Source organism: Acinetobacter sp. 24-47-62, from assembly GCF_056779765.1.
The window spans coordinates 71,845-83,842 of sequence record NZ_JBWYIN010000016.1 but is presented as its reverse complement, the minus strand read 5'-3'; the positions used below and the strand labels follow the sequence as shown (position 1 = coordinate 83,842).

General features: G+C 39.6%; 12 protein-coding genes. 6 read left to right on the top strand and 6 right to left on the bottom strand.

Going from position 1 to position 11,998, the window contains the following annotated elements:
- The 6 genes from pcaF to pcaG all read left to right on the top strand — a co-directional run.
- Positions 1-998: 3-oxoadipyl-CoA thiolase (gene pcaF, locus AC1M87_RS13020; RefSeq protein ID WP_481593936.1), on the top strand; the 998-nt coding region annotated here is incomplete at its 5' end.
- Between the two features lie 62 nt (positions 999-1,060).
- Positions 1,061-2,419 (top strand): 3-carboxy-cis,cis-muconate cycloisomerase, encoded by a 1,359-nt coding sequence (gene pcaB / locus AC1M87_RS13015; RefSeq protein ID WP_481593935.1) that lies wholly within the window; start codon positions 1,061-1,063, stop codon positions 2,417-2,419.
- Positions 2,416-3,198, top strand: a complete 783-nt coding sequence (gene pcaD / locus AC1M87_RS13010; protein ID WP_171076801.1) for a 3-oxoadipate enol-lactonase — start codon at positions 2,416-2,418, stop codon at positions 3,196-3,198. The genes pcaB and pcaD overlap by 4 nt, the downstream gene beginning before the upstream one ends.
- A 47-nt stretch (positions 3,199-3,245) precedes the next feature.
- On the top strand, positions 3,246-3,644 hold the full coding sequence (pcaC, locus tag AC1M87_RS13005) for a 4-carboxymuconolactone decarboxylase (RefSeq protein ID WP_035269644.1): 399 nt from the start codon (positions 3,246-3,248) through the stop codon (positions 3,642-3,644).
- A gap of 35 nt (positions 3,645-3,679) precedes the next feature.
- Positions 3,680-4,405 carry a protocatechuate 3,4-dioxygenase subunit beta gene (pcaH, locus tag AC1M87_RS13000; protein WP_092766916.1) on the top strand — a complete coding sequence of 242 codons (726 nt, stop codon included), beginning with the start codon at positions 3,680-3,682 and terminating at the stop codon, positions 4,403-4,405.
- A gap of 14 nt (positions 4,406-4,419) precedes the next feature.
- On the top strand, positions 4,420-5,049 hold the full coding sequence (gene pcaG, locus AC1M87_RS12995) for a protocatechuate 3,4-dioxygenase subunit alpha (RefSeq protein ID WP_092766915.1): 630 nt from the start codon (positions 4,420-4,422) through the stop codon (positions 5,047-5,049).
- Between the two features lie 119 nt (positions 5,050-5,168).
- Here the strand turns inward: pcaG and AC1M87_RS12990 are convergent, their stop codons facing one another.
- From AC1M87_RS12990 to AC1M87_RS12965, 6 genes are all read right to left on the bottom strand, one after another.
- The gene (locus AC1M87_RS12990) at positions 5,169-6,518 is read right to left on the bottom strand and encodes an MFS transporter (protein ID WP_481593934.1); all 1,350 of its coding nucleotides are present in this window, start codon (positions 6,516-6,518) and stop codon (positions 5,169-5,171) included.
- Positions 6,519-6,531: 13 nt separating this feature from the next.
- On the bottom strand, positions 6,532-6,918 hold the full coding sequence (locus AC1M87_RS12985; RefSeq protein WP_481593933.1) for a PaaI family thioesterase: 387 nt from the start codon (positions 6,916-6,918) through the stop codon (positions 6,532-6,534).
- 21 nt (positions 6,919-6,939) lie between these two features.
- The gene (locus tag AC1M87_RS12980; RefSeq protein WP_481593932.1) at positions 6,940-7,473 is read right to left on the bottom strand and encodes a DUF3237 domain-containing protein; all 534 of its coding nucleotides are present in this window, start codon (positions 7,471-7,473) and stop codon (positions 6,940-6,942) included.
- A gap of 52 nt (positions 7,474-7,525) precedes the next feature.
- Positions 7,526-8,779: an OprD family outer membrane porin gene (locus AC1M87_RS12975; protein WP_481593931.1), complete on the bottom strand. Its 1,254-nt coding sequence runs from the start codon at positions 8,777-8,779 to the stop codon at positions 7,526-7,528.
- A 48-nt stretch (positions 8,780-8,827) separates the two neighbouring features.
- Positions 8,828-9,967 (bottom strand): acyl-CoA dehydrogenase family protein, encoded by a 1,140-nt coding sequence (locus tag AC1M87_RS12970; protein ID WP_481593930.1) that lies wholly within the window; start codon positions 9,965-9,967, stop codon positions 8,828-8,830.
- Positions 9,968-10,039: 72 nt separating this feature from the next.
- Positions 10,040-11,926, bottom strand: coding sequence for a feruloyl-CoA synthase (locus tag AC1M87_RS12965; RefSeq protein WP_481593929.1), 1,887 nt, complete (start codon positions 11,924-11,926; stop codon positions 10,040-10,042).
- Between the last annotated feature and the right edge of the window lie 72 nt (positions 11,927-11,998).

The window sequence follows — 11,998 nt, the reverse complement described above, 5'->3', positions numbered from 1 at the left end:
TGTCGGCGCTTTTAGCAGGTATTCCTTATACAGTACCTGCAACCACAGTCAACCGTTTATGTGGTTCATCACTCGATACCGTAGCAATGGCCGCGCGTGCCATTAAAGCAGGCGAAGCTGACGTGATTGTGGCAGGTGGTGTTGAATCCATGTCACGTGCCCCATTTGTGATGGGTAAATCTGAGAGTGCATTTGGTCGTAGTCAAAAGATTGAAGACACCACCATGGGCTGGCGTTTTATCAACCCGAAGCTTAAAGAAATGTATGGTGTTGAAACCATGCCGCAAACGGCTGAAAACGTGGCTGAACAGTTCAATATTAGCCGTGCTGATCAAGACCAATTTGCTTTAACCAGCCAACAACGTACGGCTGCTGCACAAGCACGCGGTTTCTTTGATCAAGAAATCGTGCCTGTGACTATTCCACAGCGTAAAGGTGATGCAGTTGTGGTGGCAAAAGATGAACATCCTCGTGCATCAACCACTTTAGAAGCGTTAACCAAGTTAAAACCTGTTGTAAAAGCAGACGGTACAGTAACCGCAGGTAATGCATCAGGCATTAACGATGGTGCGGCAGCGATTCTGATTGCGTCTGATGCAGCTGTAGAAAAATATGGTTTAAAACCTCGTGCCAAAGTGATTGGTGCAACCACTGTTGGGGTTGAACCTCGCATTATGGGCTTTGGTCCTGCACCTGCGATTAAAAAACTGTTAGCACAAACAGGTTTAACACTAGAGCAAATGGATGTGATTGAGCTGAACGAAGCGTTTGCAGCACAAGCATTGGCATGTACACGTGACCTAGGTTTAGCCGACGATGATGCGCGTGTAAACCCAAATGGTGGTGCAATTGCACTGGGTCATCCATTGGGTGCATCAGGTGCGCGTTTGGTGACGACTGCACTGAATCAACTTGAAGCAACTGGTGGTAAATATGCATTGTGCTCTATGTGTATCGGTGTGGGTCAAGGCATCGCTTTAATTATTGAAAAAGTTTAACAGCAATTTTTGGAAAGACGCTTTATGGTGAAAAACATGATGAAGCGTAATAGGGATAAGTTATGAGTCAGTTATATGCAAGTTTGTTTTATCAGAATGATGTAAATATCATATTTAGTGATGAAGCACTCGTTAAATATATGTTGCGTGCAGAGGTTGCACTGGCTCAAGCTCAAGCTGAAGTTGGTGTTATTCCCTTAATTGCTGCTGAAACGATTCAACGTGTTGCAGCACAAGAAATTCATTCCATTATTAATTTTGATCATTTGGCACAGTCCAGTGGTCTCGCTGGCAATATTGCAATTCCATTCGTAAAGCAATTCACTGCTGCTGTAAAAAAAATCAATGAAGATGCTTCCCGTTATGTGCATTGGGGTGCGACCAGCCAAGATATCATTGATACGGCCTTTATGCTGCAAGCTCAAGATGCGTTACAGCTGATCGAAAAGCAACTTATCCAGGCTATTCAGGCAACTAAAAAACTGACGATTCAATACCGTGATCAGGTGATGATCGGACGTACATGGTTGCAACAAGGTTTACCGCTTACCTTTGGACATAAAACAGCACGGTGGCTCTCTAGTTTAGATCGAGATTTAAAGCGTGTTCAGCAGTTACAGCAACATGTCTTAACAGCGCAGTTAGGTGGTGCGGTAGGTACTTTAGCTTCATTAACTGAATATGGTTCGGCTGTAGTGAGTAGCTACGCACAAAAACTTGGTTTAAATACACCCGTATGTACATGGCATGGGGAGCGAGATCGTGTAGCCGAAATTGCACATGTACTTGCAACGATTACAGGAAACTTGGGCAAGATGGCCCGTGACTGGTCACTCATGATGCAAACAGAAATTGCAGAAGTGTTTGAACCGAGTGGTGCTGGGCGTGGAGGGTCATCGACGATGCCTCATAAGCGTAATCCTGTTGCAGCTGCTTCAATTCTAGCCGCTGCAAATCGCGTCCCTGCATTAATGTCAAGTATCTACCAAAGCTTAGTACAAGAACATGAACGAAGTTTAGGTGCATGGCATGCTGAATGGCTAGCGTTACCAGAGTTATTTCAACTGACGGCGGGTAGTTTAAGTAGAGCAATCGATGTATTTACGGGATTAGAAGTAGATCCTGAAAATATGTTCAGAAATTTAGAGTGCACGCAAGGATTAATCATGGCTGAAGCACTGATGATGTCACTCGCACCTCAGATGGGTCGATTGAATGCACATCATCTTGTGGAAGCTGCTTGTAAGCAAGCAGTTGCCGAACAACGACACTTACTCGATGTTGTACAAAATAATCCAGAAATATTAGCTATTTTTGATCTAGATCAACTCCGTCAGATTTTTAATCCGCAACATTATCTAGGAAATACTCAAGCACAAATAGATGCGGTACTAGAGAGCGTTCAAGGAAGTACACCATAATGACATTAATCAATAATCGTAATGGTCAGCAGCTTGCGGTCTATCGTTTTGGTGACGATACAAAACCAAGCATCATTTTTTCAAACTCACTGGGCACTGATCATGGCATGTGGCAAGCCCAAATTGATTATTTTTCCAAAGATTATGATGTGATTTGCTACGACACACGTGGTCATGGAAGAAGTAGTGTCATTGAAAATACCACAATCATTGATTTAGCCAATGATGTCCTTGATGTACTCAATCATTTCTCTATAGAAAAAGCGCATTTTTGTGGTATCTCCATGGGGGGAGTTACTGGGATTCAATTAGGCATAATTGCACCAGAGCGTTTTAACTCTATTACCATTGCAAATTCAGCAGCAAAAATTGGAAATGCCGAGGCATGGTTGAGTCGTGCAGATGCGGTTGAACAAAATGGTTTGGCTGATATCGTCAGTACTACACATACGCGTTGGTTTAGTGAACAGTTTGATTATTTACACGATGTGACAGCTCAAAAAACCATTCAGAGTTTGTCTGTCACTCAGCCTAAAGGCTATGCAGCCTCTTGTCGTGCTTTAGCTCAGACGGATTTACGCAATCAACTTGGAAAAATTATTGTGCCTTGTTTGGCATTATGTGGCGGCTTAGATCCTGTGACCACAGTGAATGATGGTGAGTTTTTAAAACAACATATACCTGACTGTCAACTTGCAGTCATAGATGCATCGCATTTATCCAATATTGAGCGACCAGTTGAATTTAACCAAGCATTGCTTGCTTTTATTCAGTCTTAAGCACATCTGAACATCAAATAATTTCAATTTTAAAGAGGAACAACCTCATGAATGATGAAGAACGTTATAAGCAGGGGCTAGAAGTCCGTACTGAAGTCTTGGGTGAAGCCCATGTCGGGCGTTCACTTGAAAATTTAAATGAATTTAATGCTGATTTTCAAAACTTCATTAGTCGTTTTGCATGGGGTGAGGTTTGGTCACGACCAGGATTGCCAAGACATACACGTAGTTTGGTGACGATTGGAATCTTACTTGCATTGGGGCGTGAAGCAGAGCTCAGAATGCATATTCGTGCTTGTTTCAACAATGGCGTTACTAAAGATGATCTTAAAGAATTATTTTTGCATGCGTCTTTATATGCAGGACTTCCTGCAGCCAATGCTGCAATGCATATGGCAGAAGAAGTATTTGCAGAGTTAGGCATTTCGCCTGAGAAAATTAAATAAACGGACGATATTTTAAATTGAATAAGGAGAGATTCATGTCTCAAATTCTGATGGGTGCTTATGCACAGCGAAATACAGATGATCATCCACCAGCATATGCACCGGGATATAAAACCAGTGTATTACGTTCCCCGAAAAATGCACTGATTTCGATTGCGCAAACATTAACCGAGGTTACTGCACCTCACTTTAGCGCAGACTTATTGGGTCCTAAAGACAATGATTTAATTTTAAATTATGCAAAAGATGGTTTACCTGTTGGTGAACGCGTCATTATTCATGGTTATTTACGTGATCAATTTGGTCGTCCTGTTAAAAATGCTTTGATTGAAGTATGGCAAGCGAATGCCTCAGGACGTTATCGCCATCCAAATGATCAGTATGTGGGAGCTATGGACCCTAACTTTGGTGGTTGCGGTCGAATGCTCACAGATGAAAATGGATTCTTCATTTTTAGAACGATAAAACCAGGACCTTATCCGTGGCGTAACCGTATCAATGAGTGGCGTCCAGCACATATCCATTTTTCTGTGATGGCAGATGGCTGGGCACAGCGTTTGATTTCCCAGTTTTATTTTGAAGGCGATACATTAATTGATAGCTGTCCAATTTTAAAAACTGTTCCTTCAGAACAACAGCGAAGAGCTTTAATTGCGCTCGAAGACAAGAGCAACTTTATTGAAGCAGATAGTCGTTGCTATCGTTTTGACATTACTTTACGTGGTCGTCGTGCGACATATTTTGAAAATGATTTGACTTGATAGGGAGCATCAGGATGAATGGCTGGAAATTTGAAGAATTACATGAAACACCATCTCAAACAGGTGGTCCATATGTCCATATTGGATTAATGCCTAATCAAGCTGGTATAGAAGTATTTGAGCATAGCTTCAATAATCAAATGGTGAAAGATGGCACTCAAGGTGAACGTATTCGCCTCGAAGGGCAAGTTTTTGACGGTTTGGGTTTACCACTTCGCGATGTACTCGTAGAAATTTGGCAAGCTGATGCCAATGGTGTTTATCCAAGTCAGCAGGATACGCAAGGGAAGCAGCCAGATCCAAACTTTTTAGGTTGGGGTAGAGCGGGTGCGGATTTTGACACTGGTTTTTGGAGCTTCGATACGATCAAACCAGGTGCTGTTCCTGGACGTAAGGGTTCACAGCAAGCACCACATATCGCGCTGGTTATTTTTGCGCGTGGTATCAATTTAGGTTTACATACTCGAGTTTACTTCGAGGATGAAGCTGAAGCGAATGCGAAAGACCCAATTTTGAATGGTATTGAGTGGGCGCCACGTCGTCAAACACTCATTGCTAAGCGTGAAGAGCGTGATGGTCAGATCGTTTATCGTTTCGATATTCGTATTCAAGGTGAAAATGAAACTGTATTCTTTGATATTTAAACTTTGAACAAGAAATTAAAAAGGTCAGTGATTTCACTGACCTTTTGTTGTTTCTATCAATAGATTTTGATGAAACAACTTATCTTAACAATACAAAGTTATATATTCGTGAGCATAAATTATTGAGGCTCTTTTTGTAAAACGACATATGGTGTATTTACTACGGATTTTTGTTTTAACTTATAGATGATGAAAATGGCAATAGCTGCTAAAACAAATGCAAAACCAAAATTTCCGTACAATTCTAAAGGCGAGTTCCCTAGGTCTAAAAAGTATCCCGCAATGATTGGAGAGAAAATACCACCAAAACGACCAACACCAGTTGCAATCCCCACGCCTGTTGATCGTACATCTGCCTCATAGAGCTGTGTAGAAATGGCATAGATTCCAGCTAAACAGCCATTAATAAAGAATCCTAGCGTTGTGGCAACGATGATTAATATATTTAAATTATCTGTATTGTTCACAAACAATAAAATACATACGTACGTGAGGATTAAAAAGGCAATTTGATTGATGTATACGCTGACTTTAGAACTAAGAACACCAATGATAAAACTACCTAAAATACCACCCACGCTGATCATCATGGCAGTTTTAATAGATAATGAGTTATCTAGACCAGAACTATTGAGAATTTTAGGTGTCCAGCCCATCACGAAATAAAAACCAAAAAGAATAAAGAATATAGAAACCCATAATACAAGGGATTTAACTAAATACTTGTGGTTAAATATTTCTACGTAAGAAGACTTTTGATTTTCTACATATGCTTTGGGGAGTGTGAGAATTGGTTTTTTATGCATTTTAGAGAAAATTTGATTCAATTTTTCCAAAGCATGTTTTGGTTGTTTTAGTAATAAATAATCGATCGATTCTGGTAAAAATTTCAATGAGCAAAGAAAAGCAAATGTAGTAACGAATCCACCAATTAGAAATACTTGTCTCCAACCGATACTTTCTAAGCTATATACAGCAAGTAGTGCTCCGCTAATTGCTCCAATCCCATAACCGGCAGATAATATCCCAACACTAAAACTTTTATATTTAGTCGGAGAATATTCACTGGCCAAAATCATAGCACTGATTTGAACACCACCAATACCAACACCAGTGAAAAATCTGCACAGAACCAATTGCTTAAAATCGGTGGCAAATGCAGATGCAAACATGCTCAAACCACAGATTAATAGACAAAGGTTAATTAAATTACGTCTGCCGATTTTATCTGCGAGAGGTGCAAGTAAAAATGAACAGACGGTCATACCAATTAAACCAGCACTAATTAAAGTTCCTATATTAGTACCAGTTAATGAAAACTCATTGGCAACTGAACTTGCCAAATAAGCCATTATCATGAAATCGAATCCATCGATAATGTATAAAATAAAACAGAAAAAAACGACGAATTTTTGATATGAACTTATTTTGCCATTATCGACACAATCCTTTAATTTTAAGATATCCATTCTTTTTTAATCCTTATAGAACCATAAATGCAGCACTGGTTTTTGCCACTAACTTTCCATGCTGCCAAGCTTCACTTTGAATGCTTAAAATTTTACGTCCTTCTTTAATGAACCACGCTTTTGCTAATACTTCACCAACTTCACATGGTCTGAAGAAATCAATTGTTAAATTAATTGTGGCAGCTGGTTTTTCTGTTTGATTTAAGGCGGCTAAAATACCCATTGCATCATCAAGCATGGCACAGATCATGCCTCCTTCAACACTTCCCCTAGGATTAGTAAAACTTTCAAGAGCAATATATTGAACTGAAATTTCTCGCTTTTCCTTGTTCCACTGAAGTTGATGACCACCCAACAAATGATGAATAGGGGGCAGATTAGATAAAACTTGTTCTTCCATTGAAAAGTACTCCTTTAATATTTATTTCACTGCAAATGCATCATAGATCACGGCTTTTCCGAGACGCATTGCACTTCCAACTGCAATTGTCTGATTTAGCCATGCATATTTTTCTGAGCTAGTTTCAAACTGCATGGTTAACTTGAAGTAATATTGAGTGGGATTAACATCTTCGCCACGACTTAATTGTTCTAGTACTTGTGGTGAAGCATGGCGATAACCTTTAGTTTGTAAATAAATCAGAGCACCATCATCAGTTTCTAATAAATAGCGCGTATCTATATATGCCAAACCTTTGCTATCGACCTTTTGCCAATCTGCACCATTGTTAAGAATACGCCCCTTCAAACTTGGTCCAGAAAAAGTTCCTCCAGTGATTGGGATAATGCGTCTTTGCCCTAAATCTGAAGTTTTACCGAGTTCCCAAACTGGGGCTGTGAGTTCAACATTGAATGTCGCAAGGGGTTCAAGTTTTATGGGTTGTGGTGAATATTGGGTATTTGCCAAACTTAATGTAGTGGTGGTATAGACCAATAAGCCGATTAAATATTTCATACTTATTATCCTTAGAGAGGGTAGGGTTCCTCAGTAAAGAACCCTTTTGTTATTATTTAAATTTCCACGTGTAATCAATATTGATACGAGTTTCATTGGCTGGCTTAATATTGGCGGTAATCGGCATATCATTATCGTAGATCGCGTAACGCGCGCGTAAACCTAAATTTTTTAGTGGGCCATTTTGAACTATGTAAGCTAGATCAAAATCCAATTCATCTTCCGAAAAATCTGTACCACCCAACTGTGGTGCGTAAATATTGCTACCATGGGTATAGCGGGTCATAAAACGAAGACCTGGGATATAGTCTTTAAAATCGTATTCATAACGCAGGCTATAAACACGCTCTTTCGCATTCAAAAACTCACCAGTCCAAGTATCAATTGCTAGTCCAGTTTCTCCTCCAGTTAAGTACGGAAAAGCAGTATCTCCAAAGTGGTGAAATGTAGAAAAGATAAACTTATGGTTTTGGTGTTGAAGTTCTGAATGGCTATGAAGTAAATTATTGTCAACTAAACCCGCTTTAGCAGTCCCATCTTCATCGCTAATGTAGTAACGCAACTGTGTTGTAAAAGTGGATTGATTTGAGATTGGATATTTATAGGTTATGCCTAACAACGATTGGCGATATAAGTCGTTAACATCCATATGAAATGCAGTCAACCGCAATGGATTATGAGTCAAGTCATAATGTCCACCTAAGTAATACAAATAATCTGTTTCTTCAGAAATATAACGACCATTTACTCCAGAGATCTTTATAGCTTCATAATTTGTAGAATCACGTTGATTGACTTCATCAATATAGGATGCTTGGAGATCCAGACCTTGAATATCTTTAGATTGAACTGCAACACCTCGATACGTTTGAGGTAAAAGTCGTGCTGGAGAGCCGACTAAAACAGGAGTCATGGGTTGAAGAGTCCCTATACGTACCTCGGTTTCAGAAACTTTAGCTTTTAAAGTGACTCCAACTTCACCATATTGATCTGCAGGCTCATTGGTTGCCAAGGAACGAATTAAGTTTCCTGTACCTCCATATTTAGCATCAGCATCCAGTTTAAAACCTGCGGTCGCTAATAGATCTAAACCAAAACCAATCGTTCCATCGGTGAATCCAGATTGCGCTTTAAAGATAAATCCTTGTGTCCAGTCTCTTAATGCGGGGTATCTATTCTCAACTTTAAAGTCACGGTCAAAGTAGAAGTTACGTGCAGTTAATTCGACTTTACTTTGGTCGATAAAATTATTTGCAAATACTGGAGCGGTACATAATAGAAGTGGTGTGATCCATAATTTTTTCATCTTTATTTCATCCTGAAATAGTATTAATACATAGAGGTAATCTTTGTGTTATTTTCCTAAAAGTTCTCTTGCAACGATTTCTTTCATAATTTCATTGGTTCCCCCATAAATTTTTTGAACACGTGCATCGACATAAAATCGAGATATTGGATATTCCCGCATGTATCCATATCCCCCGAACAATTGCAGAAGTTGATCAATGACTTCACATTGGGTATCAGTGATGAAGCATTTCAATGCCGCAACTTCGCTTACATCCAATACTCCCTGTTGATAAAGCGACTTACATTTTTCGACAAAGGCTTCGGCTGCTAGAGTTTTAATTTTGGCTTGAGCGATTACAAAACGAGTATTTTGAAATTGTGCAATTGATTGTCCAAAAGCTTTACGTTCGAGGACATATTCTTGAGTAATTTCTAAAGCACCTTGCAAAGCGCCTAATGCCATGAGAGAAATACTCAAACGCTCACGTGGAAGTTCTTGCATGAGATAGCTAAAGCCTTGACCTTCCTGACCTAATAATTGGTCTTTAGGAACTCTGACTTGGTCAAAAAATAATTCGGCAGTGTCTTGAGATTGAAGTCCAATTTTTTTTAGACCACGACCTTTTTTTACTCCATCTAAATGAGCATCCACCAATAAAATCGAAATACCTTTAGCTCTTGCTTGAGGATCAGTTTTAGCAACTAAAACTATGAGATCTGCATGTTGACCATTCGATATAAACGTTTTTGAGCCATTTACCACATAATGATCGCCATCTAATAAGGCTTGAGTGCGGATGGCTTGTAGGTCTGAACCTGCATTGGCTTCAGTCATTGCAATAGCTGTAACAACTTCACCGGATACCATTTTAGGTAACCAATATTGTTTTTGATCTTCACTTCCAATATTCTGGATATAGGGTGAAACAAGTTCACTCTGACCACCGATTGCAACGGCTAACGCAGAGAAGCCCGCTCGAGCCGTTTCTTGAACGATCATTTGTGAATAATATATCGGTGCGCCGTAACCTCCATATTGTTCAGGCACATCGACGCATAAAAATCCATTTTGTCCAAGTTGATCCCAAACTTGTCGAGGCATGAGTCCTTGCTCTTCCCATGACTCATAATATGGGGCGACAAACTCTGCTAGGAAGCGTCGATGATTGTCCCGAAACAGCTCAAAATCACTATCTTTCTGCATAGCGTTATCCTAATTTTGAATGCAACTGTCTAAGCAGCGTTTGACTAAACGCTGCTGAATAAAAAAGTTGAGTTAATTTCTAAGGGTTGGAATGCGAATAATGAGAGGATTATTAATGTTTTTTTCGTATAACTCTTCCACCATTGCTATGCGACGTTTCAAGATACCACTTTGATTGAGATTGCCTTTATCAGTGGTTTCTCCTGCATCAAGAAGTGGAGGTTCAATCATGAGGTAAAGCATTGAAACAGTATTTGAACTACCTGTCGCATCTTTGTTGAAATCAATTAAAAACTGCTTGAACCATTGTTGAACTTTAGGGTGTAGAAGCACCTCTTTAGCACCAACTAGACTTAAATCTAATCCTGCATACTCAGCGCAATCTGCAATTTTGGGAAATATTAAAAATCCAATCGCACTTAAATTAGAACCGGTAATACAAACATCTTGAATAAGTCGATTACCTGTAATGAGAACTTTATTGCGTAATGTTCCAACATTGACAAAGGTACCTGTATTCAACTTAAAATCTTCAGCTATACGGCCATCATACATGAGTCCCTGACTCGGATCGGATGGATCCACTAACTTCACAGCATCTCCGGTGCGATAAAAGCCTTCATCATCAAAGATGTCAGCTTGTTGTGCCATAGGTAGACGCCAGTAATGTTTCATGACATTTTTACCACGAACACAAAACTCAAGTTTGTCACCATAAGGAACTAATTTCACTTCACAACCTGGAGCTGGATATCCAATGAACCCAGCCATTACTTTGGGACCAGTTGTAAACACACATGATGGTGCAGTCTCAGTCATCCCCAAACCGCTCATGATACGAATACGTTCTCCACAGTGTGACTGCGCGATTTGGTCAAGTCTGTTCCAACCAGCTTCTGATAGTGCAGCACCAGCAAAAAACAAAATTTTAACTCGACTAAAAAATTTTTCACGTAACTCAGCATCTTGTTCAAGTGCTACGGTTATTTCTTCCCATCCTTTAGGAACGTTTAAATACACAGTAGGTGCAATTTCCTTAAGATTCCTGATGGTTTCTTCCATCTTTCCTGGAACTGGCTTGCCGTCATCAATATAAATTGTGCCGCCGTTATATAGTGCGATTCCTACATTATGACTGCCACCAAAAGTATGATGCCATGCTAACCAATCAACTAATACTGGGGGGGTCTCTTCAAACTCAGGGAAGGTCTGAAGCAGCATCTGTTGATTGGTACATAGCATTAGATGCGTTGTAGGTACCGCTTTCGGCATTTTAGTTGAGCCAGATGTAAATAGAAATTTTGCTATTTGATGTTCATCAATGGTCTCATAATGAACTTTAATATCACTAATTTCAGAGCAGAGGAGTGAAGAGAAAGCAAGGCAATTTTTCTCACCAAATTTTCCAGAATTCGTAACGATCACAATATCATCTGTATCACAGCAATGTTCAATCGCTTTAGCAAAAGCTTGACCATCATTAGCAAAAACCAAACCTGGTGTTAGAACATCAAACACATGTTTGAGCTTGCCAAAATCTTTAGAAATAAGTGAATAGGCAGGAGAAATTGCGGAGAATGGAATCCCTGCAAGCATTGCTCCCATTGACAAAGTAAGATGCTCTAGATCATTTCCAGATAGAATGACAATAGGACGTTCAATTGAAAGATGTGAATATTGTTTCAAACTTTGTGCAATACGCCATGCTCGATCTAATGTTTCTGCGTATGTAAGCTTAATCCATTCATCATCATGACCACGTTTTGCTGCGAATACACGATCGGGATGTGTTTGAGCATATTGAATTAAACGGTCAGTAATTTTTTGTGGGTATGGTTTAAGTTGTTCTTTTGGGGAAATATACAAAGTGCCATTTTTAGATTGAAACTCAATCTCGTGACTGCCTAATTTAACAAATCGCTCAGGATATTTATGCGTATGAACCGTCATATTCGACATTGTTTTCACTCCATGTATTTTTAGCTATTCTTTTCCAACGAAAAGAGCTGACTTCATGTCAACTCTTTGAAA

Coding starts and splice junctions, on each gene's coding strand:
- pcaB (WP_481593935.1), top strand. CDS start 1,061: ATGAGTCAGTTATATGCAAGTTTGTTTTATCAGAATGATGTAAATATC.
- pcaC (WP_035269644.1), top strand. CDS start 3,246: ATGAATGATGAAGAACGTTATAAGCAGGGGCTAGAAGTCCGTACTGAA.
- pcaH (WP_092766916.1), top strand. CDS start 3,680: ATGTCTCAAATTCTGATGGGTGCTTATGCACAGCGAAATACAGATGAT.
- pcaG (WP_092766915.1), top strand. CDS start 4,420: ATGAATGGCTGGAAATTTGAAGAATTACATGAAACACCATCTCAAACA.
- AC1M87_RS12990 (WP_481593934.1), bottom strand. CDS start 6,518: ATGGATATCTTAAAATTAAAGGATTGTGTCGATAATGGCAAAATAAGT.
- AC1M87_RS12985 (WP_481593933.1), bottom strand. CDS start 6,918: ATGGAAGAACAAGTTTTATCTAATCTGCCCCCTATTCATCATTTGTTG.
- AC1M87_RS12980 (WP_481593932.1), bottom strand. CDS start 7,473: ATGAAATATTTAATCGGCTTATTGGTCTATACCACCACTACATTAAGT.
- AC1M87_RS12975 (WP_481593931.1), bottom strand. CDS start 8,779: ATGAAAAAATTATGGATCACACCACTTCTATTATGTACCGCTCCAGTA.
- AC1M87_RS12970 (WP_481593930.1), bottom strand. CDS start 9,967: ATGCAGAAAGATAGTGATTTTGAGCTGTTTCGGGACAATCATCGACGC.
- AC1M87_RS12965 (WP_481593929.1), bottom strand. CDS start 11,926: ATGTCGAATATGACGGTTCATACGCATAAATATCCTGAGCGATTTGTT.